Origin of the sequence: Brevundimonas sp., assembly GCF_051858995.1 — a bacterium.
Lineage (GTDB): Bacteria > Pseudomonadota > Alphaproteobacteria > Caulobacterales > Caulobacteraceae > Brevundimonas.
The window spans coordinates 54,740-77,462 of sequence record NZ_JBHYGN010000003.1 but is presented as its reverse complement, the minus strand read 5'-3'; the positions used below and the strand labels follow the sequence as shown (position 1 = coordinate 77,462).

The window sequence follows — 22,723 nt, the reverse complement described above, 5'->3', positions numbered from 1 at the left end:
TGCACCATAGGGTCGTGCGCCGAGCCTACGGCGCCGGGGGAAAGCTCATGTCCGTCCAGTCGCCGCCGATGCTGCTTCAGGCCTACCACTTCACGCCCTTCGTCGGCCGCCAGTGGCTGGTCAACGCCCAGCCCAAGGACATCACCATCCAGCTGGACGAGGTCGACAATGTCCGCGGCGGCCTGCCCGGCGGCCGCGACCCCTTCGTGCTGATCTTCAGCACCCCCTGGGACACCCTCCTGGTCGAGGGCCACTACCTGATGCGCCCGGGCCAGGACGCCGAAGCCGTCTCCATCCACCTCATCCCCACCCAGACCGCCCCGGGTCCGAGGCGGAGCTATCACGCGGTGTTTAACTGAGGGGGAGCCTCAGGGCCTTGCGCCGAAGGGGGAGCAGGTGACAGCCGCCTCCAGGCGGTCGAGCTCTGCGAAGTTGCTGAGACGGCCCGCCGGTTGCCCGGAGTTATCGCGGGAGTTCGTTGCTTGGAGCGCCGATGCGCGCGGGCATCCATACATAACCTCCGGGCATAGGCGGCTGGCTTTGACCAACCAAAGGTGGAATGTGCTGCGTGCCGGCTGCCGCAAAGGCGTCTGGTCGGTCAGGTCCGGACCAGATGCTGCGATTGGAACTGGATCGCCGTGTGTTGTCCGGGAGCGGACGTCGCCAACCGCTGCCAACAGTCAGAACCGGCCCTAGCCCCTCCCCACCGCATACCCACGCAACGCCCAAGCGGAAGCGCCGTCCGGCCCATCCGGCCCGGCCTCAAAACCCATCACTGCTCTGAAAAAGGTGGTGCCGCTTGCGTGACTCGAACACGCGACCCCCTCATTACGAATGAGGTGCTCTACCGGCTGAGCTAAAGCGGCCCGGTGGGCGGCGGGGAGGGTGCTCCCGACCGCGCGAGAGGGGCTCTTTATACGCGAGCCGCCGGATTGCCAAGCGCCAGAAGAACGGCGGCGTCAGTCGGCTCGCCGGCTGTGCGAATTTCGGCGAAGCCCGCCGCCGCCAGCGGGGCCGCCGCCGCCGCTGAAATGGCCACCGCCAGTCGGCCCGCGCCGCCCGTCCGGCCCAGCACCCGCGCCACCGCCCCCGCCGCGCGCGGGGAGTGGGCCAGCACCGCCTCGAAGTCCGCTGGCGGCTTCGCCTTGGTCTCCGTCGCCTCATAGACGGGCAGGATCACCGTCTCGACCGCCCCGTTCAGCAGGGCGTTGATATCGCCGGCCGGTTCGCGCGCGCCGGGGATCAGCAGCCGTCCGGGCGCGGCGCCCGCGATCAGCCAGGCCAGGTCCGACAGGGCGCCCGAGGCCGAGGTCACGTCGGCGAAGCCCGCCTGCCGCGCCCGCTCCGCCGTGGCGTCGCCGACCACGAACACCGGCAGGTCGCGCGCGGGGGTCAGATCGGCGAAGACCGCCACCCCGTTCGGGCTGGTGAAGGCCAGGGCGGCGATGCCGGTCAGGTCCGGGACGGGCTGGATGATCGGCCGCACCGCCAGGACGGGGGCGATCAGGGGCTCGAAACCGCGCGCGGCCAGTCGTGTCGCCGTGCGCGACGCCCCCGGCTCGGTCCGGGTCACCCAGACGCGGCGGACGCCCGTCAGAGGTCGATCCTCTGGTCGCCGGCGGCGGCGTGGACCTCGGCCCCGAGCCGCAGGCCCAGCCCGCGCGCGGCCTCTTCGGCCTCGGCTGACGTCACATCGACCAACTCTCCCGCCCGACGCCAGCGGGCCGAGCCGTCGGGGGCCAGCATTTCAACGGTCAGCCGCATGTGGCCCTCGCCGAGTTCAGCATGGGCGCCGATGGCCGTGCGGCACGAGCCTTCCAGCGCCGTCATCGCCCCGCGCTCGGCGGCGACGGCCAGGGCGGTCAGCGGATGGTTCAGGGCGGCGACCCAGGCCGCGCTTTCGCCCTCGCGGGTCTGCAGGGCCAACGCCCCCTGACCGGGGGCGGGCAGGAAGGCGTCCAGCGACAACCGCTCGCGGATGACGGCGTCGAAGCCCAGCCGGTTCAGCCCGGACGTCGCCAGCAGGATGGCGTCGAAATCTCCGTCGGCCAGCCGCTTCAGCCGCGTGTCGACATTGCCGCGCAGCATCCCGATCTTCAGGTCCGGCCGCAGGGCCAGCGCCTGCGCCTGCCGTCGCAGCGAGGCCGTGCCCAGCACCGCCCCCGCTGGAAGCTCATCGAAACGGGCGAAATGCGTGCTGATGAAGGCGTCGCGCGGATCCTCGCGCTCGGGGATGGCGGCGATGCACAGGCCGGGCGGCTGTTCGGCGGGCACATCCTTCATCGAATGGACGGCCACATCGACGCGCCCGTCCAGCAGCGCCTCCTCGATCTCCTTGGTGAACAGCGCCTTGCCGCCGATCTCCAGCAGGCGGCGATCCTGCACCCGGTCCCCGGTGGTGACGATCTCAACCAGGGGCACGGCCTCGGCCAGATCGGCCTCGGCCACCCCCATGGCCCGGCCGATGGCGCGCTGCATCATGCCCGACTGGGTCAGGGCGAGCTTGGAGCGACGGGTGCCGATACGGATGGGAAAGGTCATGAGGCGTTGCGCGGGTCCGGCCGGGTCGCTACCTCGACCCGGATGAAGGAAGTCGCCGCCGACTATAGCAGCGAACCGGGCCGGACAACCGCGTCTGTCGCGGACCTGACCGTCCTGGGTCTGGAGACCAGCTGCGACGAGACCGCCGCCTCGGTGGTGCGCCTGACGCCGGACGGCGCGGCGACCGTCCTGTCGTCCGTGGTGCACAGCCAGATCGACGACCACGCGGCCTTCGGCGGCGTCGTGCCCGAGATCGCGGCCCGCAGCCATGTGGAGATGATCGACGGCGTCGCGCGTCGGGCCATGGCCGAGGCCGGGCTGGACTATGATCAGCTGGACGGCGTCGCCGCCACCGCCGGTCCCGGTCTGGTCGGCGGGGTCATGGTGGGGCTCAGCTACGGCAAGGCCGTGGCCTTGGCCCGCGACCTGCCCCTGATCGCGGTGAACCATCTGGAGGGCCACGCCGTCTCGGCCCGTCTCGGCCAGCCGGTGGCCTATCCCTTCCTGCTGCTGCTGGTTTCGGGCGGCCATTGCCAGCTTCTGGAGGTGCGCGGGGTCGGCGACATGACCCGGCTGGGCACCACCATCGACGACGCGGCAGGAGAGGCCTTCGACAAGATCGCCAAGGCCCTGGGCCTCGGCTACCCCGGCGGCCCGGCGCTGGAGAAGCTGGCCGCGTCCGGCGACGGCGCCCGCTTCGATCTGCCGCGCGCCCTGCTGGGCCGCAAGGACTGCGACTTCTCCTTCTCGGGCCTGAAGACCGCCGCCTCGCGCCTCGCCGTGGCCTGCGAGACCGAACAGGACAAGGCTGACCTCGCCGACGCTGTCCAGACCGCCATCGCCCGCCAGCTGGGCGAACGCTCCGACCGGGCGTTGAAGGCGTATGCCCAGCACCATCCCCACCGCCTCTTCGTGGTGGCGGGCGGCGTGGCCGCGAACAAGACCGTTCGGGCGACGCTAGAAACCATCGCCGCGAAGAACGGTTTCGACTTCCTCGCCCCGCCGATGGCCTATTGCACCGACAATGCGGCGATGATCGCTCTTGCGGGCGCCGAGCGTCTGCGGAAGGGTCTGGTTTCGGATATCGACACGGCGGCCCGCCCACGCTGGCCGCTGGATGAACAAAAGGCGCTCGCCGACCCGGCCCACAAGCCGGGCCGCAAGGGTGCGAAGGCTTAGGGTTTGGGAGAGCTCATGGAATTCAAGCGGGCAGGGGTGATCGGCGCCGGCGCCTGGGGCACGGCCCTGGCGCAGGTCGCGGGCCGGGCCGGGCTGGACGTGCTGCTTCAGGCGCGCGAGCCGGACGTGGTCGACAGCATTCGCGAACGCCGGATCAACGAGGCCTTCCTGCCCGGCGTGACCCTCGACGATCATATCTCGGTCACCACCGAACTGGCCGATCTGGCGTCCTGCGACGTCATCCTGGCTGTGCCGCCCGCCCAGCACATGCGCTCGACCCTGACCGCCTTCGCTCCCCACCACCGGGCGGGCGTGCCGGTGGTGCTCTGCTCCAAGGGCATCGAGCGCGGTTCGCTCAAGCTGATGACCGACGTCCTGGCCGAGACCCTTCCGGCCGCCCCTGCCGCCGTCCTGTCCGGTCCCAGCTTCGCCGGCGAGGTCGCGCGCGGCCTGCCCAGCGCCGTCACCCTGGCCTGCGCCGACGAGGCCCTGGGCGAGGAGCTGATGGCGACCCTCTCGGCCCCCGGCTTCCGCCCCTATTTGGCGACCGATCTCATCGGCGCCGAGGTCGGCGGGGCGATCAAGAACGTGCTGGCCATCGCCTGCGGCATGAGCGAGGGCAAGGGGCTGGGGCGCAGCGCCCACGCCGCCATCATCACCCGCGGCTTCGCTGAAATGACCCGTCTGGGCGTGGCCTTGGGCGGTCAGGCCGAGACGGTCGCGGGCCTCTGCGGCCTCGGCGACCTGGTCCTCACCTGCTCCAGCCCCCAGTCGCGCAACATGAGCCTCGGCCTCGCCCTCGGTCAGGGCCAGAGCGTTGAACAGGCGCTGGCGGGCAAGCGTTCGGTGGCCGAGGGCTATGAGTCCGCCCCCGCCGTGCGCGAACTGGCGGCGAAAACGGGCGTCGACATGCCGATCTCGCTCGCCGTCGCGGCCCTTCTGGGCGGCGAGACCACGGTGGACGAAGTCATCGACAACCTTCTGTCCCGTCCGCTCAAGGTCGAGCGGGACTGACCATGTCCGAGGTTCAGGCCGAGCGGAAACGGGTCTGGAAGACCCCGCCCAACGTCGCCCTGTGCGCCGAGGGCGACATCGCCGATCCCGGCTCGCGCGCCTTCGTGCTCCAGATCGGCGAGGCCTTCTTCCACGGCTTCGTCGTGCGCAAGGACGGCCAGGTCGCGGGCTATGTCGACCGCTGTCCGCACCAGGGCTTCCCGCTGGCGGTCGAGCTGGACCGCTATCTGACGCCCGACGGCTCCCTGATCCTGTGCGGCTGGCACGGGGCGGTGTTCGAGCCCCTCACCGGTGAATGCACCGGCGGCCCCTGCGCGGGCGGACGCCTGACGCCCTGGCCGGTTCAGGCGACCAACGGGATCATCAGGACGGCCTGATCAGGCCTTGGCCTTCAGCAGATACAGCCCGAATCCGATGAAGGGGCGGCCGAACTCCAGCACCATCTTCACCCGGTCGGCGACGGCCTGCACGGTCGCGGCCTCGGGGGCGTCGGGGTGGGCCGCCAGCCAGTCGCGCGCCGCCGTGTCGGCGGCGGCGGCATAGGCGTCGAACACGTCCTGCGGCGAGACCTCGGACCAGACGACCTCAAACCCGGCGGCCTCGGCGGAGTCCTTCCAGCCCGTATCGTCCGTATACTGATTGGTCGCTTCGGCGATCTGGCGCAGCGGCGCCGGCGGCTCGGCGATCCACACCAGATCGCCCCACAGCAGATGGCCGCCCGGCTTCAGGCGCGTCTTCAGAAAGGCGAAGCCGGCCTCCGGCGTCGGACGGCCTTCGCCGTTGACGTTGGTCGTCCCCAGGGCGGTGATCAGATCCAGCGGCGGCAGGTCGGCCAGCACATCCGCCGCCGCCCCGACCGCCAGGGCCACATCGACGCCCGCCGCCGCGATCCGCTCGCGCGCCAACCCGGCCATGACGGGATCGTATTCGATGGCGGTGACCTTGAGCCCGAACACCTCCGCCATTCGGATCGCCACGGCGGCATTCCCGGCGCCGACATCCGCCGCGGTCGCGCCGGGTGTCGGCTTGGCCCGCCCAATGGCGGCCTCGACGGCGTCCATGGTCACGCCGTTGCAGACCTCCAGCGCCTCATAGGCGATGCGATTATAGCTGGTGCTCATGGCGAGGGTTGTCGCGCGCGCCGGGGAAGGGGGCAAGCCGCATCCACCCCTCTCCCACGGGAGAGGGGTGAGCAAATCCCCTCCCCTTTCGCGAAGAACTTTACATCATAAAGTTCTTCATCCATATTGACGTCATCGCAACCGGGAACACCCCATGACCGCCGCCGTCCTGCCCGCCTCCATCGCCCCCGCCGAACCGACCCTGGCGGTCGCCGCCGGACGGGTGCTGACCCTCGCCGGAGCCGTCTTCGGCCTGTCCAACCTGTTCCAGTACGGCGTCCAGAGCGGCCTGCTGCATCTCCACCCCGCCGTGCTCGGCCTCAGCTGGCCGATCGCCATCACCGCCTTCTTCATCGTCCTGGCCCGGCTGCGCCGAATCGGCGGTGAAACCGGTCGCCGGGCCGGCGGCTGGTCGCGCTTCGGCATCATGGCCATGATCACCGCCGCCCTCGGCCTGCTGGCGGTCTCGCTGATCCGCCACGACTTCAGCGCCATGTTCTGGATGACCCCGGTCAGCATCGGCATCTATATCGTCGCCTGGACCACCGCCGCCATTCGCGCCCGTCGACTTTGGATGGTCGCCCCGGCGCTCGGCGCCCTGTGCGCCGCCGGCGCCGCCGTCGCGGTGCTCGGAACCCCCGCCCAATACCTCGTCTACGCGGGCGCCCTATTCGCCTTTGTCCTCATCCCCGGCGCCTGGCTGGCGTCCGGCCGCACGGCCTGAAAGGATCACCCCTGATGACTCACGATTCCGACAATGCTCCCGCCGACATCGCCTGGCTGCGTCAGCTGGCCGAGGAGAACGGCACCGGTCCCATGCGCGGCGCCTCCATCCTGCTGGCCGCGGGCCTGATCTACGGCGTCACCAGCCTCATCCACTGGGCCCATATGACCGGCCTGATCCTGGCCCAGTACGCCGCCGCGGGCATGGAGTGGCTGATCGCCACCGGCGTCTTCCTGGTGGTCTGCTTCACCCTCATCCTGCGCCTGCGTCGGGCCGGGGGCGTGCGCACCGCCGCCCAGCGGGCCATCGCGACCATCTGGTCGGGCGTGGGCTGGGGCATCTTCGCCCTGTTCGCCTCGATGTTCGTGGTCTCCGCCCGCATCGGCGTTGATCAGAACAGCATGATCTTCTGGCTGATCCCCTCGATCATCCTCGCCTTCTACGGCATGGGCTGGGGGGTGACGGCGGCGATGATGAAGTCGCGCCCGCTGGGCCTGCTGGCCTTGGCCTCCTTCATCGCCGCGCCGGTGATGGGCCTGTTCGCCGGAAGCGCGTCCATCTACCTCGCCTATGCCGCCGCCCTCTTCCTGCTGATGGCCGTGCCGGGCTTCCTGCTGATGCGCCAAGCGAAATCGGCCTGAGCCATGGCCGAAGAGTTCGACATCAACCGCATCGACGACGTCATCCACGGACGGGTCCGGCTGGGCATCATGGCCGTGCTGGCCGGAGTCGACAGCGCCGACTTCAACACTCTGAAGACCCGGCTGCAGACCACGGACGGCAATCTGTCCGTCCATCTGCGCAAGCTTGAGGACGCCGGCTTCGTCGCCGTGAGCAAACGGTTCGAGGGGCGCAAGCCCCTCACCGAGGCCTCCATGACGCCCGCCGGGCGCAAGGCCTTCGTCGCCTATCTCGACGCCATGCAGGGGCTCGTCGGCAAGGCCTGAAGGGGCTAGAGCGGGGGCATGACGGATCGCATCCACCGCTTCGACGCCCTCGATAATTTCCGCGACTACGGCGACTATGACACCGCCGCCGGTCGCCGGATCGCCCGGGGACGCCTGTTCCGCTCGGCCCATCAGGCGCGGGTCTCGGACGCCGACCTCGAACGGCTGGGCGCGCTCGGCATTGGGACCGTAGTCGACCTGCGCCGTCCCGGCGAGCGTCGCGACCAGCCGTCGAAGCGCCCGCTCGGCTGGGCCGGTCAGGTGCTGGACAGCGATCTCGGCCCCGACGGCGAGGCCCCGCACATCCGCTTCCTGCGCACCGCCGACCTGACCGTGGACGCGGGCCGCACCTTCATGACCGGCATCTATCGCACCCTGCCGTTCGAGCCTGCCCACCTCGACCTGTTCGCCCGCTATTTCCGCGCCCTGGGCGAAGGGGAGGGAGCCGTCCTGATCCACTGCACCGCCGGCAAGGACCGAACCGGGACGCTCGCTGCCCTGACCCACCACCTGCTCGGCGTCCACCGCGACGACCTGATCGCCGACTATCTGCTGACCAACACCGCCGTGGACCTCGAGGGCATGGCCCCCCGTGTCGCCCGCCAGCTGGAAAAGACCACCGGCCGGCCCGCCGCCCATGACGCCGTCGTCGCCTTCCTTGGCGTCGAGCCGGTCTATCTCGAGACCGCCATCGCCGAGATCGAGGCCCGCCACGGCTCCATCGACGCCTATCTCGAACAGGCGCTGGGCGTGGATGCCGCGCTGCGGGACCGCATCGGCGAGCGGCTGTCGGCGTGACCTTCCGCGCGGTAGAGCGCCACCCCCTGCCGTGGCGCGAGCCCCTCGCCGCCGCCGCCGGCTTGCGACATCGGGACGGGGCGCTGGCCCTGCTCTCGGACGGCGGTCCGCTGGGCCGCTGGTCCTTCGTCGCCGCCGATCCGGACCGGGTGATCATCGAGCCGGTCGAGGCCGGGTTGGACCGCCTGCGCGATCCCGACTTCACCGACGGCGTGGTCGGCCTGTTCGCCTATGACGCCGGCGCCCGTCCGGCCACGGGCCCGCGTCCGCCGATCTGGCCGGACCTTATGCTGGCCCGCTATCCGGCCATGCTCGCCTTCGACCACCAGACCCGTCAGGCCTTCGCCATCGGGCGCGGCCTCGATCCGGCAGCCGCCGCCGCCGCCGCCGACATCGCCGCCGACTGGCTCGCCGCCACCGTCGATCCGGTCACGCCACCGCCGCCCGCCGACAGTCTCGACCCGGAGGCCCCGCCCACCGCCTATGAAGCCGCCGTCGCCGACGTCGTCGCCCGCATCGCCTCCGGCGAACTCTTTCAGGCGAACATCGCCCGGGCCTGGACCGGCGACCTGCATGCGGGGGCCGATCCCTTCGACGTCCTGCTCCGCCTCGCCGGTCGCGCCTCCGCCTACGGCGCCTTCTGGCGACTGGGCGACCGAGCGATCGTCTCCAACTCGCCCGAGCTCTTCCTGACCCTCGACGGCGACCGGATCGAGACCCGCCCCATCAAGGGCACCCGGCCCCGCGATCCGGATCCCGCCCGTGACGCCGCCCTCGCCGCCGAACTGCAGGCCAGCGCCAAGGATCGGGCCGAGAACCTGATGATCGTCGATCTGATGCGCAACGATCTGGCCCGCGCCGCCGCGCCCGGCTCGGTCGCCGTCGAGCGTCTGTTCAAGGTCGAGCCCCTGCCCACGGTCCATCACCTCGTCTCCACCGTGACCGCCCGCGCCGCGCCCGGCGTCGGTCCGGCCGAACTGCTCGAGGCGACCTTCCCGCCCGGCTCCATCACCGGCGCGCCCAAGCATCAGGCCATGAAGGTCATCGCCGCCCACGAGCCCCCGCGCGGCGTCTGGTGCGGCAGCCTTTTCCACATCGCCGACGGTCGGCTGACCGCCTCGGTCCTGATCCGGACCGCCGCCTTCGAACGGGAAGGGGAGAGGTGGCGCTTCCGCACCCTCGCCGGGGCGGGCATCGTCGCTGACAGCGACCCCGCCGCCGAACTGGCCGAGACCGAAGCCAAGATCCGCGCCTTGCGCGAAGCCCTGACCGGCTAGCAGTTCGAGCAGACCACCTTGTCGCTGATCCGCGGCCGCAGATAGTAGACGTGCCTGAACCGCGTCAGGCCGGGCATCAGGTAGTCGGCGGGCGAGTCATAGTCATAGGTCGCCTCGGCCACGATCAGGCTCTCGCCGTCGCTCAGCAGGTCTGCAGGGATGGTGATCTCGCTGTCCTTGACTAGGGCCGTCAGCCCGTCGCCCCGGCTCCAGTCGACCTTCACCTTGTTGCCCGTCCGCGTCACCCCGCTGACCCGCTGCTTCAGCGTCGAGGCCGAAAAGGGCTTCATGATCAGGCTGCCGATATCGAAGATGTCGTCCACCTCGGTCCGGGTGATCACATCCTCCTGCGCCACCAGATCGGCGACGGCGGAGGCGGCGTGGCCCATCCGTTTCTGAGCCATATAGCCCTGACAGAACTCGGACATGCCCAGATAGAAGGCGATCAGAACGGGCGCGAGCAGGGCGAACTCCACCGCGGAGATGCCCCGCTCGTCGCGGGCCAGACGTCGGATCAGGCGCCGGATCATGCGGGCTCGTTCCGGAAGGCGGTGGTCGCGGTCATCCGGACCGTGCCGTCCTTCAACCGGGACAGGCCCTGGGCCATGAAGGTCGTGATCAGCGGCAGCTTGTACCAGGATCGGACCAGCACCAGATCGCCCGGCGTTCCGTTCGAATAGGTCAGGCCGCCCGCGTTGAACGTGCCCCCGGCCATCGGGTCCGGCGGGCTGGTGTTGAACTGCGGAATGATCCGGACGTCTACCGTCAGCCGGTTGGCGCAGTCGACCGCGAAGACGCTCATGCGGGCGCAGACGCCGTTCTTGAACTGCTCGGCGGTCATGCCGGAGGCCTCGGCCTGTCCGGTGCGGACCAGACGGCCCTGCTCGATGGTGGCGTTCTCCAGAACGGAGTCGGTGACGAACACCAGCGCCAGCTCGAGGATGGCGAAGATCATCAGGCAGAAGGGCAGGGCGACCATGGCGAACTCGACCGCCACCGATCCCTCCCGGGCGCGCCGCAGGCTGCGCCGCGACGGACGCATCGGCTTCGTTTCAGAACAGGTCCCGCCCCCCACCGGGTCTTACGGCGTTTCGGTGGCGCCGCCGGTCGTCCCGCGCACCGAGGGCGAGCAGGAGCTGGCGCAGGCCATTTCAGTGGCGGCGGCGCCGCGCCAGACGCGGACCCGTCCGCCGCCGTCGCCGGCGGTGACGACGACCTGGCTCTGGAAGACGGTGCGGCCGATCGGGTCCACGGCGACCACTTCCGTCACGCCGTAGCCCTTGCCGGTGATGTAGAGCGTATTGGCGTCAACCACGGTGACGTCCGCGATCTGCGGATTGCCAACGATGACCGAGGCTGCCGCGCCACGCAGCTGGACGCGCCGGGCCTGATCGATGTCGACGTTCATGCTGGCGGACTGGGCGGCGACAATCGCCGGCGCGGCCAGAACGGCGGCGGCGGCGACAGCGGCGGCAAGGCGGATCTGATGGATCATGGCGACGTCTTCTCAATAAACGGGCGCGCGCGTGAGCGTGAGCCGGACACTGCGTCCGCAATCCTCAAGAAATTCTGAAATGGCCGTTTGGGCTCTCCCGGGAGGCCTCTCCAGATGGGCAAAACCCAGCGTTGCCGCAGATTCTTAGAGTAAATCTCGCAGTAACCAAGACCGAAGACCGGGCTTTAACCGATATGGGCGATAACCATCCTGCGTTTTGGGGGTCAAGCGGGCTGCCGGCTCCCCCCTCGTCAGTTAGCTCGCTACACCTCATCCATAAGGATCAAAGTCCATGACCAAGTTTGTTTCGAAGTTCATGTCCGACGAGTCGGGCGCCACCGCCATCGAGTACGGCCTGATCGCCGCTCTGATCGCCGTCGTGATCATCTCGGCCGTGACCGCGCTCGGTTCGACCATCAAGACCAAGTTCAATGCCGTCGTGACCGGCATGGGCGGCACCCCGGGCGTCTAAGACCCCTCGGAACCTCTTGAAACCGGCTAAGGGCCGGGGCGGAAACGCTCCGGCCCTTTTGCTTGGCCGGAATTGGTTGTTTCAGCTTAACAGTAAACGTTGCAGTAAACACATTCGTACGTCTCGATTTAACCCCCTCGGCGCAGGCTGCGCATGTTCGGGGGGTGAGACGGGTCACCGGCTTCCCCAATGCCTCGCAGTCCACCCAAGCTGGAAGGGAAACAAGATGACCAAGTTCGTTTCGAAATTCATGTCCGACGAGTCGGGCGCCACCGCCATCGAGTACGGCCTGATCGCCGCCCTGATCGCCGTCGTGATCATCTCGGCCGTCACCGCGCTCGGTTCGACGATCAAGACCAAGTTCAACGAAGTCGTGACCGGCATGGGCGGCACCCCGGGCGTCTAACACCCCCGCGGAACCTCTTGAAACCGGCGAAGGGTCGGGGTGGAAACGCCCCGGCCCTTTTCTTTGCCCAAGGAAACCGGGTCTTAACCGCGTCTGTGCGAAACCATAACCTATGGACACCCTTTATCTGAGCTTGCTGGCGGTGATGCCCGCCTTGCTGATCATCGCGGGTCTGAAAGACCTCACGACGATGAAGATTCCGAACTGGGTCTCGCTCGCCCTGGTCGTCACTTTTCCCATCGCGGCGATCGCCGTGGGCCTGCCGCTGGAGACGGTCGCGATCAGCGTCGGCGTGTCCGTCGTGGCCCTGTTCGTCGGGGCGGGGATGTTCGCGCTGAACTGGATCGGCGGCGGTGACGCCAAGGTGATGGCCGCGTCCTGCCTCTGGCTCGGTGTGCAGGGCTCGGGCATGTTCGTGCTCTGGACCGCGCTTGTGGGCGGCCTGTTCTGCCTGTTCCTGCTGTTCGCCCGTTTCCATTCGCGCCCCTATCTGCTGGGCGCGCCCGGTTGGGTGGTGCAACTGATGGAGCCTCGCGGCGCCATTCCCTATGGCGTGGCCATCTGCGCGGGCGCCCTGCTGGCCTGGCCGTCGTCGCCGCTGATGGCCGCCTTTATCGCCGGATAACACGACACTGCGGGACTTAGGCCCGCGTTAACCCGCGCCCGGCATGTTCGTTAACGGTAGGGGGCCGAAGGACCGATTCACGCGTCCGGGAAGGCCCGCCGGAGACCGTCGATGAAGCCTGCCCGTATCATCGTGATCTGCATCGCCGCGGTGGCCGCCATTGGCCTGGCGCTGGTGGTTCGCGCCATGGGGTCGCCCTCGGGCCAGCCTGCGACCGTGGCCGCCGCCGCGCCCGTCGAAAGCCGCCCGATGGCCAAGGTTCTGGTCGCCGCCAAGGATCTCCAGCCCGGCCAGCGTCTCACCGAGGGCGACATGGAGTGGAAGGACTGGCCGGTCGACGAGGTCAATCCGGTCTTCATTACCGACGGCTCGGTGCCGATCCCCTCGGCGGCCGCCGCTCCGGCCCAACCCGCCGCGGACGACAAGCCCGCCGGCGCCGTCGCCTCGGTGACCCGCGCCGCCACCGATATCGCCACCGGCGGGGCCAAGGCCGACTATGTCGGCTCTGTCGTTCGCGAACCCATTCTGGCGGGTGAACCCATCGTCATGCGCAAGATCGTGCGCGCCGGAGACAGCGGCTACATGGCCGCCTATCTGGAACCGGGCATGCGTGCCATGGCCATCCGCGTGACGGTCGAGACCGCGGCGGGCGGCTTCATCCTCCCGGGCGACCGCGTGGACGTGGTCCTGACGCGGGAAACCAATCTGTCGAACATGGGCGCCTCCGAAGGCGACCGTTCCAAGTTCACGTCGGCCACCGTGATGCAGAACATCAAGGTCTTGGCTATCGACCAGTCGACCCGCGCCGGGGATGACGAACAGGCCGTGATCGGCGCCACCGCGACCCTCGAGGTCGGTCCGCGTGACGCCGAGGCCTTGGCTCTCGCCAAGTCCGAGGGGGAACTGAGCCTGATCCTGCGCTCCTACGCCGACACTGGCGGTCCCTCGGGCCGCACGGCGCGTCCGGAAGTGCGCCAGAGCGGCGCGGTGCGGATCTATCGCGGCGGCGCGCCGGAAGTGGTGGTGGTCCAATGAAGCGTCTTGTCGCCATCGCCCTAGCGGGTCTGACCGTCGTCGCCACCAGCCCGACCCCGACGGCCTGGGCCCAGAGCCGCGCCGCAGTCTCCATGGGCGCGCAGTCGCAACTGATCAGCCTGCCGCGCGGTTCGTCCATGGCGGTTGACTTGCCCGCCGACGCCCGCGACGTGATCGTGCCCAATCCAACCGTCGCCGAGGCCATGCTGCACTCGCCGCGCCGGATCACCATCATCGGTCTGCAGCCGGGTGAGACCGACGCGGTCGTGCTGGACGGCGCCGGTCGCACCATCCTGTCGCTGCGCGTCCGCGTCGACGCCGGGGTCTCGGCCCTGCAGGACACGCTGAACCGGGTCATGCCCAACGCCAACGTTCACGCCGAGGCGGTCAACGACAGCATCATCCTGACCGGCACGGTCTTCAGCCCCGGCGAGGCGGATCGCGCCAGCCAGGTCGCACGCGCCTTCGTCTCCTCGCCCGAGAAGGTCATCAATATGATGACCATCGCCGGGTCTGATCAGGTCATGGTCCGGGCCCGCATCGTCGAGGTGCAGCGCACCGCCATCAAACAGCTGGGCTTTGACGCCACGGCGGTTCTGGCCAGCGTCGGCAACGGGCTGTCCCTGACCCAGGGTGCGACCTTCGCCGTCAATGGCAACCAACTGGGCGGCGGCATCATCCGCTATAACGACAGCGCCGGCGACGGTTCGACCACCTCTGCCGCCCTGCGCGCCTTCGAGCGCGCCGGCCTGGTCCGCATCCTGGCCGAGCCCAACATCACCACCGCCAATGGCGAGGCCGCCGAGTTCCTGGCGGGCGGCGAATTCCCGGTCCCAGTGGGGCAGGAGACCTCGGACAACTCGACCAAGGTGACGGTCGAGTTCAAACCCTATGGCGTGCGTCTGGCCGTGCGGCCGATCGTGCTGTCGCCGGGCCGCATCTCGCTGCAGCTGTCGACCGAGGTGTCGGAGCTGACCCAGGTGGGCGCCTTCACCCTGGGCGGCGGCGCTGACCGGTCGCTGGTCATCCCCGGCCTGAACGTCCGCCGGGCCTCCAATACGGTCGAGCTGCCGTCGGGTGGTTCGCTGATGATCGCGGGCCTGCTGCGCGAGGACACCCGCCAGAACATCGACTCCCTGCCCGCGCTGGGCGACCTGCCGGTGCTGGGCGCCCTGTTCCGCTCGCGCGACTACATCTCCGGCGAGACCGAGCTGGTCATCATCGTCGAGGCCTATGTGGTCTCGCCGACCGGCGCCGGGACCATGCAGACTCCCGCCGACGGCCTGCAGATCGCCAACGACGCCCAGACCCTGCTGTTCGGCCAGTTGGACCAGCACAACGCCCCGCGCGCCGGGACGGCGGTCGCCGGAACCGGCTGGTCCGGTCCGGTGGGCTATGTGATCGAATGAGGGCCCCTGTGATGCGTTCCCTGCTCCTCTCCCTGTCCGCCGCCGCCCTGCTGGCGGGTTGCGCCTCGACCGGCGGCGCCGACACCGCGCCGCTGACCCCGCTGTCGCGCTACTCCCTGCGGGTCGAGCCCGGCTTGGATCGCATCGCCCTGGCGGTGCACGACGACGGCCTGTCTTCCAACCAGATTTCGGCCCTGAACGACCTCGCCGGTCGCTACGCCGCCTCCGGCGTGGGAAGGATCCAGGTCCAGGGACCGTCGGGCGAAGATCCCTCGGCCTCGCGCCAGACCTGGGCGGTTCGCGCCGCACTTGAGTCCGCCGGCGTTCCGGCCGGCAATATCGAGGTCCTCGCCTATGACGCGCCGAACCCCCGCGCTCCGGTGCTGGCGGGGTTCGAGACCGTGCGCGCGGTGATCCCGAACTGCGGGACCGAGCCCCGTAACATGGGCGGCCGCTTCTCGAACCAGTCGTCGCTGGGTCTCGGTTGCGCCATCAACGCCAACATGGCCGCCCAGATCGCCGATCCGCGCGACATCGTCGGCGCCCGCGCCATGACGGCCGCCGATCCGGGCCGCGCCGCCATCGTGTTTGACCACTACCGCAAGGGAGAGCTGTCCTCGGCGCCGCAGGAGACCCTGGTTCAGGGCGCGATCTCCCAGGCCGTGGACTAAGCCCATGAGCAACGCCTTCGCCCCCCGCGCTTTCGATGACTTCGAGGACGACGAGTTCGACCTCGACATGGGCTATGTCGCCCAGGGGGCTCCCGCCGCGCCGACCGCCGAACCTGCCCTGGACGCCTTCCCCGGCGAGCCGATGATGGGCGATGAGGGCGCGCGTCGTCCGCCGCTTCAGTTCACCGCCCCGGCCGTTCAGGCCCCGGCGCCCCAGCCGCAACGCCAGGCCCTGCCGGAGCCGACCCAGACGGGCGGCGACTTCAATCCGGTCGGGGAACTGGTCGCCGGCGCCCACGCCGCCTTCTCGCCGCCGATGGCCGCCGGGCACGCGGCCGAGGTTTCGGTGCCGCGCATCGCCATCCACGTCTTCGCCGAGCGGCAGGACACCCTGGCCGCCGCCGAGCGCGCGGGGCAGGATCGCCGCCTGTCGCGCGCCACGACCCAGATCCGGGTCGGGGGCGTGGCCGCCGCGGTCGAGGCCTATCAGCACGAGCCGACGCCGCCGCTGATCATCGTCGAATGCCTGAAGGACCCGCAGACCCTGCTGTGGGAAGTCGATCAACTGGCCGAGGTCTGTGACGCCGGCACCAAGGTGGTCGTCATCGGCGCCACCAACGACATCTTGCTGTTCCGCGAACTGATGCGTCGGGGGGTCAGCGAATATCTCGTCGCCCCGCTCCAGCCGCTGCAGCTGATCGCCGCCATCGGCGGCCTGTTCGCCGACCCGGCCCAGCCCTTCGTCGGTCGCTCTATCGCCTTCGTCGGCGCGCGCGGCGGCTCCGGCTCCAGTTCGGTCGCCCACAACACCGCCTATGCGATGTCCGAGCGGATCGGCGCCAATACGGTCATCGTCGACTACGACCTGCCATTCGGCACCGCCGGTCTGGACTTCAACCAGGATCCGCTGAACGGCGTCGCCGACGCCCTGTCGCAGCCGGATCGCCTGGACCCGGTCCTGCTGGACCGGATGATGGTCCGCTGCACCGACAAGCTGAGCCTGTTCGCCGCCCCCGCCACGCTCGATGCCGACTGGGAAATCAGCCCGGACGCCTTCGAGGAGGTGACGACCCAGATCCGCGCCACCGCGCCCTTCGTGGTGCTGGACCTGCCGCACGTCTGGTCGTCGTGGATGCGTCGGACCCTGATCAGCGCCGACGAGGTGGTGGTCGTGGCCACGCCCGACCTGGCCTCGCTGCGCAACGCCAAGAACATGATCGACCTGATCAAGCAGGGCCGTCCCAACGACGCCCCGCCGCGCCTGGTCCTCAATCAGGTCGGTGTGCCCGGTCGTCCGGAAATCCCGGCCAAGGAGTTCGGCAATGCGCTGGGCGTCCATCCCAGCCTGATCATCCCGTTCGACGCCAAGACCTTCGGCGCGGCGGCCAACAACGGTCAGATGATCCTCGATGCGGGCGGCAAGTCCAAAGCGGCCGAGGCCTTCCAGACCCTGGCCCAGATCGTCTCGCGCCGTGAAATCCCCCTGCTGGCCGGTCCCAAGGCGAGCAAGGCGGCGGGCGGCAAGTCGATGTTCTCCGGCCTGTTCAAGAAGAAGTCCTAGGACGTGTTCGGCAAGCGCACAGGTCAGCCCGGAGCCCTAGCGCCGGCGGCGCCGCGCCCGGCTCCCGCCGCGCCGCAGCCCGCGCCCGCGCCGGGCGGCTCCGAGCCCCTGTTTCAGCCCCAACAGGGCGTCCAGACCCAGGCCTTCGCCTTCGGCGGCCCTGAAGCCGATGTGCTGGATGCGCCCCGCACGGCCCCCCAGCAAGCCCTTCAGCCGACGGGTGGCGTTGACCGTCTCGACGCCCTGGCTTCCCGGCCCAAGCCTCCGCCCCCCGCGCCGGCCAAGGCCGCCGGACCGGGCCCCAAGGCCACGCCCGGCTTCGAACAGCTGAAGAAGGCCCAGCAGGTCGCCGAGATCGTCCGCGAGCAGTCGGACTATTATCACGCCACGAAGACGACGATCTTCAACGCGCTGATGAACACCATCGACCTGGCACAGCTGGCCCAGCTCGATCCCAAGGCCGCCGCCGAGGAAATCCGCGACATCGTCGCCGAACTGGTGGCGATCAAGAACGTCTCCATGTCGGTCGCCGAGCAGGAGCATCTGGTCCAGGACATCGTCAACGACGTCCTCGGCTACGGTCCGCTCGAGCCGCTACTGGCCCGCGACGACATCGCCGACATTATGGTGAATGGCGCTGGCCGTGTGTTCATCGAAGTCGGCGGCAAGGTCCAACTGACCAACGTCCGCTTCCGCGACAACGCCCAGCTGATGAACATCTGTCAGCGGATCGTGTCGCAGGTCGGCCGCCGCGTGGACGAAAGCTCCCCGATCTGCGACGCCCGTCTACCCGATGGCTCGCGTGTCAACGTCATCGCCCCGCCGCTGGCCATCGACGGTCCGACGCTGACGATCCGGAAGTTCAAGAAAGACAAGCTGACGATGAAGAACCTGGTGGAGTACGCCTCCATCAGTCCCGAGGGCGCGCGCGTTCTCGGCGTCATCGGCGCCTCGCGATGCAATCTGGTCATCTCGGGCGGTACGGGTTCGGGCAAGACGACCCTGCTGAACACGCTGACGGCCTTCATCGACCCGACCGAGCGCGTCATCACTTGCGAGGACGCGGCCGAACTGCAGCTGCAACAGCCGCACGTGGTCCGTCTGGAAACCCGTCCGCCGAACCTCGAGGGGCAGGGCCAGATCACCATGCGCGATCTGGTGAAGAACTGTCTGCGGATGCGTCCCGAGCGGATCATCGTCGGCGAAGTCCGCGGCCCGGAAGCCTTCGACCTGCTGCAGGCGATGAACACCGGCCACGACGGCTCCATGGGCACGCTGCACGCCAACAGCCCGCGCGAAGCCATCAGCCGTATGGAATCGATGATCACCATGGGCGGCTATGGCCTGCCGTCCAAGACGATCCGCGAGATGATCGTCGGCTCGGTGGACGTCATCGTTCAGGCCGCCCGCCTGCGTGACGGTTCGCGTCGCATCACCCACATCACCGAGGTGGTTGGTCTGGAAGGCGATGTGATCGTCACCCAGGACCTGTTCGTCTACGAGATCACCGGCGAGGACGAGAACGGCAAGATCGTCGGCCGTCACCGCTCGACCGGCATCGCCCGCCCGCGTTTCTGGGACCGCGCCCGCTACTACGGACTGGAACGCGAACTGGCTGAAGCGCTGGACGCGGCGGAGTAACGGCGATGCTTCCCATTCTCGCCGCCGTGCTGGCGTTCATCACCATCGGGGGCATCGGCTGGGCCTTCGTCGGCGGCGGGGATTCCAGCGACGCCGCGGTGAAGCGCGCCCAGTCCTTCGGGACGCCGAAACAGACCGCCACCGCCGCCAAGAAGGCCGCCGCCAACACGCCCGAGGCGCGCCGCAAGCAGATCCTCACGCAGCTTCAGGAGTCCGAGCGGGCCGAGCGCAAGGCGCGGGTCAGCCTGGCCGCCAAGCTCAAGCAGGCGGGCCTCTCCACCACAGTGCGGGCCTTCTGGATCACCAGCGCCGTGCTGGGCGTCGCGGCCTTCCTGCTGCCGCTGCTGTTCGGCCTGAACATCCTACTCTGCCTCGGCGCCGCCGTGGTCTTCGGCCTCGGCCTGCCGCGCTGGGTCGTGGGCTTCCTCGGCAAGCGCCGGATGAAGAAGTTCTCCAGCCATTTCGCCGACGCCGTCGACGTCATCGTGCGCGGTATCAAGTCGGGCCTGCCGGTCCACGACTGCTTCAAGATCATCGCCCGCGAGAGTCCCGCGCCGCTCGGGCCGGAGTTCCAGAAGCTGGTCGAGGGCATGGGCGTGGGCCTGACGCTGCCGCAGGCGCTGGACAAGATGTACGAGCGCATGCCGACGCCGGAGCTGAAATTCTTCGCCATCGTCATCTCCATCCAGCAGAAGACGGGCGGCAACCTGGCCGAGGCCCTGTCCAACCTGACCACCGTCCTGCGCGCGCGGAAGATGATGGGCGAGAAGATCAAAGCGCTGTCGTCTGAAGCCACCGCCTCGGCGGGCATCATCGGCTCGCTGCCCCCGGCGGTGATGATCCTCGTCAGCATCACGACCCCGGCCTACATGGCCAAGCTGTTCACCGATCCGCGCGGCCAATTCATGCTCGTGGTCGCCGTCATCATGATGAGCTTCGGCGTCTTCGTGATGAAGAAGATGATCTCCTTCAAGTTCTGAGGACCATACATGCCGGGCCTCATTCCCTTCTTCACCGATCCCGCCAACATCCTCAGCATCGTCGTGGGGGTGCTGGTCTTCGCCACCATCGTGACCCTGCTGGGTTCGTTCACCGGCGGGGCCAAGCTGGACAGCCGGATGAAGGCGGTAGCGGTGCGTCGCGAGGAGCTGAAACGTCGCTCGCGTCAGGCCATCGCCGCTGGCCCCGGCGGGCTGCGTCACACCGATGAAGGCTTCAAGAAGCGGGTCGTCGAGCGCCTGAACCTGACCCAGCTGCTGGAGGACCCCAAGGTGGCCGAGAAGATGGCCCAGGCCGGCTATCGCGGGCCCAAGCCGCTGACGACATTCTACTTCTTCCGCTTCTCGATGCCGTTCATCTTCCTGGCGATCGCGGTCTTCTACCTCTTCATCTTCAATGATTTCGGCCTGCCGGTGATGACGCGGGTGACCATCTGCATGATCTCGGCGGTGGTCGGCTTCTATGGCCCCAACATCTTCCTGGCCAACCGCATCTCCAAGCGCCGGGCCTCGATCATGCAGGCCTTCCCTGATGCGCTGGACCTGCTGCTGATCTGCGTCGAGGCGGGCATGTCCATCGAGGCCGCGATCCAGAAGGTGAGTCAGGAGATCGGCGGCCAGTCCATCGATCTGGCCGAGGAGCTGACCCTGCTGTCGGCAGAGCTGAGCTATCTGCCCGACCGTCGCTTGGCCTATGACGGCCTGGCCAAGCGGACCAACCATCCGGGCGTGAAGTCGGTCGCCACCGCAATGACCCAGGCCGAGACCTACGGCACCCCGCTGGGCACGGCCCTGCGCACCATGGCCAAGGAAAACCGCGAGCTGCGCCTGTCCGCCGCCGAAAAGAAGGCCGCGGCCCTTCCGGCCAAGCTGACCGTGCCGATGATCCTGTTCTTCCTGCCGGTGCTGTTCATCGTCATCCTGACCCCGGCGCTGATCAGCATCCAGGACACGATGGCGCAGTAGGCGAGGGGTCGATCAGGCTTCCGCCGCGGCCTTCCAGGCGTCGGCCACGGCGTTGACCGCGTGCCGCAGGGCCTTGCGGTTCTTGTCGAAGAACATCTCGCCGCGCAGGCCGCTGAACAGGAAGCCGTTGGCCGCGATGCAGCCGCCGGTGTCCAACTCCTCGATCTCGAAATAGCGCAGCGAGCGGAACCATAGGCCGCGGTTCTCGGCCCAGACCAGCTGGGCGTAGGGCTGCCATTCGCCGACGCGGGTGACCGCCTTACGTTCCGGTAGGCCTTCGATGGCCTCCGTCAGGCTGATCTCGGCGCCGAAGGCGATGGTCCCGGCGACCCCGGTCTCGATGGGGTTCCAGCGGTCCCAGTCCGGCAGGTTCGACAGAACCTCCCAGACCGCATCGGTGGAGGCCCGAATGCCGATGCGCTTTTCGATCTTGGCGATATCCATGGCGCTGATCTGGCACGGCTTGCGAGGCCAGAAAAGGGCGCGCGTCGCCTCAACGGTTACCTTCCGGCCCGGGCTGGGAGGCGGGCGGGGTTTCGGGCGAGGGCGTCTCCTCCCGGTCAGGCAGATCCGGCGGCCCGGCACGCAGGCGGGGGCTGAGGAAACACAGGGCCGTGGCGGCGGCCAGCAGCAGGGCGTTGGCGACGAAGGGCGCCGGTTCGGCGAACTCGTACAGGGCCACACCGATCACCGGCGGGGCCAGGAAGCTGAGCCCGGCCAGCGACATCATCAGGCCCGCCACCGCGCCCTGCTCGGACGGCCCGACCGACAGAGACGACCCGGCGGTGAAGCCCGGTCGGGCGAAGCCGACCCCCATGGAGACCACGGCATAGCCCATAACCACGCCGTAATAGCCGGGCGAGGCGATGCTCAGCACATTGCCGGCCAGCGCCAGGGCCGCGCCCCAGCGCATCAGGTCGCGCGATTCCAGCTTCAGCAGCGGGATCAGGCCCCACTGGGCCAGCAGGGTCGCCGCCGCGCCCGCGAACATGGCCAGGGCGATGAAGGGATGGCTGCCTTCCTGCGGCGTCCCCGTCGCAGCCAGTTCATCGATGATGTGGAAGCCGAGCACGGAGATGTTCACCGCCTGGGCGCCGGTCACCAGCAGGCCGTACAGCAGATAGTCCCGCACGCGCGGGTCCTTCCACAGGCCCTTGCCCATGTCGTCGCGACGGCCGCTGGGGGAGGGGATGCGGACCACGTCGCCGCTGGGCAGTCCGCGCCAGACGACGAACAGGGCGATCGCGCCCATGGCGGCGAAGGCGTACATCGGGCCGGCCAGTCCGACGATGGGCAGGACGAACAGCGGGGCCAGCGTCGGGCCGACCACGGTGCCCAGCCCCTGCGCCGAGGCCAGCATGGACATGGCCTGCGTCCGTTGCCCGGCGGTGGTGCGGTCGGCGACATAGGCTTGCGAGGCGATGGGGGCGGCCGAGCCGAACACGCCATAGATGGTCCGCGCCGTGGCCATCAGAGCGAAGGCGACCGCGAAACCCAGCCAGCCCTGCAGGCCTGAGGTCGTGGCCAGTCCGAAGCCGGTCATCGACAGGATGAAGCCGGTCAGGCCGATCATCATCACCTTCTTGCGTCCCATCCGGTCGGAGAGGCGCGCCCAGAAGGGCGAGGCGAGGGTCCACATCAGGGCCGAGATGGCGAACGCCGCCGAGACCAGGGTGTCGCGCAGCCCGAAGGCCCGGCCGATGTTCGGCAGCACCGATTGCAGGGCCATGTTCCCCGCCGCCGCGATCAGGCTGACGGCGAACAGCATGACGAAGGCGGGAGAGCGCAGGTTCACGAACGCAAGCCTAGGCGTTCGCCGGGGCGGGGTCACCCCCCCACTGAC

General features: G+C 69.1%; 27 protein-coding genes and 1 tRNA gene. 19 read left to right on the top strand and 9 right to left on the bottom strand.

Going from position 1 to position 22,723, the window contains the following annotated elements; translation table 11 throughout:
* The first annotated feature begins 47 nt into the window (after window positions 1-47).
* Window positions 48-359 (top strand): DUF6916 family protein, encoded by a 312-nt coding sequence (locus ACTIEF_RS03785; RefSeq protein WP_439470865.1) that lies wholly within the window; start codon window positions 48-50, stop codon window positions 357-359.
* 431 nt (window positions 360-790) lie between these two features.
* Here the strand turns inward: ACTIEF_RS03785 and ACTIEF_RS03780 are convergent.
* The 3 genes from ACTIEF_RS03780 to hemC form a co-directional block, all read right to left on the bottom strand.
* Window positions 791-866, bottom strand: a tRNA-Thr gene (locus tag ACTIEF_RS03780).
* A 47-nt stretch (window positions 867-913) separates the two neighbouring features.
* On the bottom strand, window positions 914-1,573 hold the full coding sequence (locus ACTIEF_RS03775; protein ID WP_439470864.1) for a uroporphyrinogen-III synthase: 660 nt from the start codon (window positions 1,571-1,573) through the stop codon (window positions 914-916).
* Between the two features lie 20 nt (window positions 1,574-1,593).
* Window positions 1,594-2,541, bottom strand: a complete 948-nt coding sequence (hemC, locus tag ACTIEF_RS03770) for a hydroxymethylbilane synthase (protein WP_439470863.1) — start codon at window positions 2,539-2,541, stop codon at window positions 1,594-1,596.
* Between the two features lie 42 nt (window positions 2,542-2,583).
* On the opposite strand from hemC, the gene tsaD reads away from it, so the two are divergent.
* Genes tsaD through ACTIEF_RS03755 form a run of 3 tightly spaced genes read left to right on the top strand, consistent with a single transcriptional unit; the run spans window position 2,584 to window position 5,111 of the window.
* The gene (gene tsaD, locus ACTIEF_RS03765) at window positions 2,584-3,720 is read left to right on the top strand and encodes a tRNA (adenosine(37)-N6)-threonylcarbamoyltransferase complex transferase subunit TsaD (RefSeq protein WP_439470932.1); all 1,137 of its coding nucleotides are present in this window, start codon (window positions 2,584-2,586) and stop codon (window positions 3,718-3,720) included.
* Window positions 3,721-3,735: 15 nt separating this feature from the next.
* Window positions 3,736-4,734 carry an NAD(P)H-dependent glycerol-3-phosphate dehydrogenase gene (locus tag ACTIEF_RS03760; protein ID WP_439470862.1) on the top strand — a complete coding sequence of 333 codons (999 nt, stop codon included), beginning with the start codon at window positions 3,736-3,738 and terminating at the stop codon, window positions 4,732-4,734.
* Window positions 4,735-4,736: 2 nt separating this feature from the next.
* On the top strand, window positions 4,737-5,111 hold the full coding sequence (locus ACTIEF_RS03755) for a Rieske (2Fe-2S) protein (protein WP_439470861.1): 375 nt from the start codon (window positions 4,737-4,739) through the stop codon (window positions 5,109-5,111).
* Here the strand turns inward: ACTIEF_RS03755 and ACTIEF_RS03750 are convergent, their stop codons facing one another.
* Window positions 5,112-5,855 (bottom strand): class I SAM-dependent methyltransferase, encoded by a 744-nt coding sequence (locus tag ACTIEF_RS03750; RefSeq protein WP_439470860.1) that lies wholly within the window; start codon window positions 5,853-5,855, stop codon window positions 5,112-5,114.
* Between the two features lie 154 nt (window positions 5,856-6,009).
* On the opposite strand from ACTIEF_RS03750, the gene ACTIEF_RS03745 reads away from it, so the two are divergent.
* Genes ACTIEF_RS03745 through ACTIEF_RS03725 form a run of 5 tightly spaced genes read left to right on the top strand, consistent with a single transcriptional unit; the run spans window position 6,010 to window position 9,601 of the window.
* A complete protein-coding gene (locus tag ACTIEF_RS03745; RefSeq protein WP_439470859.1) occupies window positions 6,010-6,579 on the top strand; it encodes a hypothetical protein in 570 nt (189 codons plus the stop codon).
* A gap of 14 nt (window positions 6,580-6,593) precedes the next feature.
* On the top strand, window positions 6,594-7,220 hold the full coding sequence (locus tag ACTIEF_RS03740) for a hypothetical protein (RefSeq protein WP_439470858.1): 627 nt from the start codon (window positions 6,594-6,596) through the stop codon (window positions 7,218-7,220).
* Between the two features lie 3 nt (window positions 7,221-7,223).
* On the top strand, window positions 7,224-7,526 hold the full coding sequence (locus ACTIEF_RS03735) for a winged helix-turn-helix domain-containing protein (protein ID WP_439470857.1): 303 nt from the start codon (window positions 7,224-7,226) through the stop codon (window positions 7,524-7,526).
* An 18-nt stretch (window positions 7,527-7,544) separates the two neighbouring features.
* The gene (locus ACTIEF_RS03730; protein WP_439470856.1) at window positions 7,545-8,324 is read left to right on the top strand and encodes a tyrosine-protein phosphatase; all 780 of its coding nucleotides are present in this window, start codon (window positions 7,545-7,547) and stop codon (window positions 8,322-8,324) included.
* Entirely contained in the window at window positions 8,321-9,601 is a 1,281-nt protein-coding gene (locus tag ACTIEF_RS03725) for an anthranilate synthase component I family protein (RefSeq protein ID WP_439470855.1), read from the top strand. Before ACTIEF_RS03730 ends, ACTIEF_RS03725 begins: the two co-directional genes overlap by 4 nt.
* Here ACTIEF_RS03725 and ACTIEF_RS03720 read toward each other — a convergent pair.
* The 3 genes from ACTIEF_RS03720 to ACTIEF_RS03710 all read right to left on the bottom strand — a co-directional run bounded on the left by ACTIEF_RS03720 (window position 9,598) and on the right by ACTIEF_RS03710 (window position 11,096).
* Entirely contained in the window at window positions 9,598-10,131 is a 534-nt protein-coding gene (locus tag ACTIEF_RS03720; protein WP_439470854.1) for a TadE/TadG family type IV pilus assembly protein, read from the bottom strand. The genes ACTIEF_RS03725 and ACTIEF_RS03720 overlap by 4 nt on opposite strands.
* Window positions 10,128-10,598, bottom strand: a complete 471-nt coding sequence (locus tag ACTIEF_RS03715) for a TadE/TadG family type IV pilus assembly protein (protein ID WP_439470853.1) — start codon at window positions 10,596-10,598, stop codon at window positions 10,128-10,130. Before ACTIEF_RS03715 ends, ACTIEF_RS03720 begins: the two co-directional genes overlap by 4 nt.
* Before the next feature lie 84 nt (window positions 10,599-10,682).
* Window positions 10,683-11,096: a pilus assembly protein N-terminal domain-containing protein gene (locus ACTIEF_RS03710; RefSeq protein WP_439470852.1), complete on the bottom strand. Its 414-nt coding sequence runs from the start codon at window positions 11,094-11,096 to the stop codon at window positions 10,683-10,685.
* A gap of 292 nt (window positions 11,097-11,388) precedes the next feature.
* On the opposite strand from ACTIEF_RS03710, the gene ACTIEF_RS03705 reads away from it, so the two are divergent.
* From ACTIEF_RS03705 to ACTIEF_RS03660, 10 genes are all read left to right on the top strand, one after another.
* The gene (locus ACTIEF_RS03705; protein ID WP_439470851.1) at window positions 11,389-11,568 is read left to right on the top strand and encodes a Flp family type IVb pilin; all 180 of its coding nucleotides are present in this window, start codon (window positions 11,389-11,391) and stop codon (window positions 11,566-11,568) included.
* A 226-nt stretch (window positions 11,569-11,794) separates the two neighbouring features.
* Window positions 11,795-11,974, top strand: a complete 180-nt coding sequence (locus ACTIEF_RS03700) for a Flp family type IVb pilin (RefSeq protein ID WP_439470850.1) — start codon at window positions 11,795-11,797, stop codon at window positions 11,972-11,974.
* 112 nt (window positions 11,975-12,086) lie between these two features.
* Entirely contained in the window at window positions 12,087-12,599 is a 513-nt protein-coding gene (locus tag ACTIEF_RS03695) for an A24 family peptidase (protein ID WP_439470849.1), read from the top strand.
* Window positions 12,600-12,710: 111 nt separating this feature from the next.
* Window positions 12,711-13,634: a Flp pilus assembly protein CpaB gene (gene cpaB, locus ACTIEF_RS03690; protein ID WP_439470848.1), complete on the top strand. Its 924-nt coding sequence runs from the start codon at window positions 12,711-12,713 to the stop codon at window positions 13,632-13,634.
* Window positions 13,631-15,043, top strand: a complete 1,413-nt coding sequence (locus ACTIEF_RS03685; protein ID WP_439470847.1) for a type II and III secretion system protein family protein — start codon at window positions 13,631-13,633, stop codon at window positions 15,041-15,043. Before cpaB ends, ACTIEF_RS03685 begins: the two co-directional genes overlap by 4 nt.
* An 11-nt stretch (window positions 15,044-15,054) precedes the next feature.
* A complete protein-coding gene (locus tag ACTIEF_RS03680) occupies window positions 15,055-15,714 on the top strand; it encodes a CpaD family pilus assembly protein (RefSeq protein ID WP_439470846.1) in 660 nt (219 codons plus the stop codon).
* Between the two features lie 4 nt (window positions 15,715-15,718).
* Complete coding sequence (locus tag ACTIEF_RS03675; protein ID WP_439470845.1) at window positions 15,719-17,275, top strand: AAA family ATPase; 1,557 nt, start codon at window positions 15,719-15,721, stop codon at window positions 17,273-17,275.
* Window positions 17,276-17,383: 108 nt separating this feature from the next.
* A complete protein-coding gene (locus ACTIEF_RS03670) occupies window positions 17,384-18,916 on the top strand; it encodes a CpaF family protein (RefSeq protein ID WP_439470931.1) in 1,533 nt (510 codons plus the stop codon).
* Window positions 18,917-18,921: 5 nt separating this feature from the next.
* Window positions 18,922-19,896, top strand: a complete 975-nt coding sequence (locus ACTIEF_RS03665; protein WP_439470844.1) for a type II secretion system F family protein — start codon at window positions 18,922-18,924, stop codon at window positions 19,894-19,896.
* 9 nt (window positions 19,897-19,905) lie between these two features.
* Entirely contained in the window at window positions 19,906-20,880 is a 975-nt protein-coding gene (locus ACTIEF_RS03660) for a type II secretion system F family protein (RefSeq protein WP_439470843.1), read from the top strand.
* Between the two features lie 12 nt (window positions 20,881-20,892).
* On the opposite strand, the gene ACTIEF_RS03655 is transcribed toward ACTIEF_RS03660, so the two are convergent.
* Together ACTIEF_RS03655 and ACTIEF_RS03650 are read right to left on the bottom strand one after the other, a co-directional pair.
* Entirely contained in the window at window positions 20,893-21,324 is a 432-nt protein-coding gene (locus tag ACTIEF_RS03655) for an SRPBCC domain-containing protein (protein ID WP_439470842.1), read from the bottom strand.
* A gap of 49 nt (window positions 21,325-21,373) precedes the next feature.
* The gene (locus ACTIEF_RS03650; RefSeq protein WP_439470841.1) at window positions 21,374-22,675 is read right to left on the bottom strand and encodes an MFS transporter; all 1,302 of its coding nucleotides are present in this window, start codon (window positions 22,673-22,675) and stop codon (window positions 21,374-21,376) included.
* Window positions 22,676-22,723 lie beyond the last annotated feature (48 nt).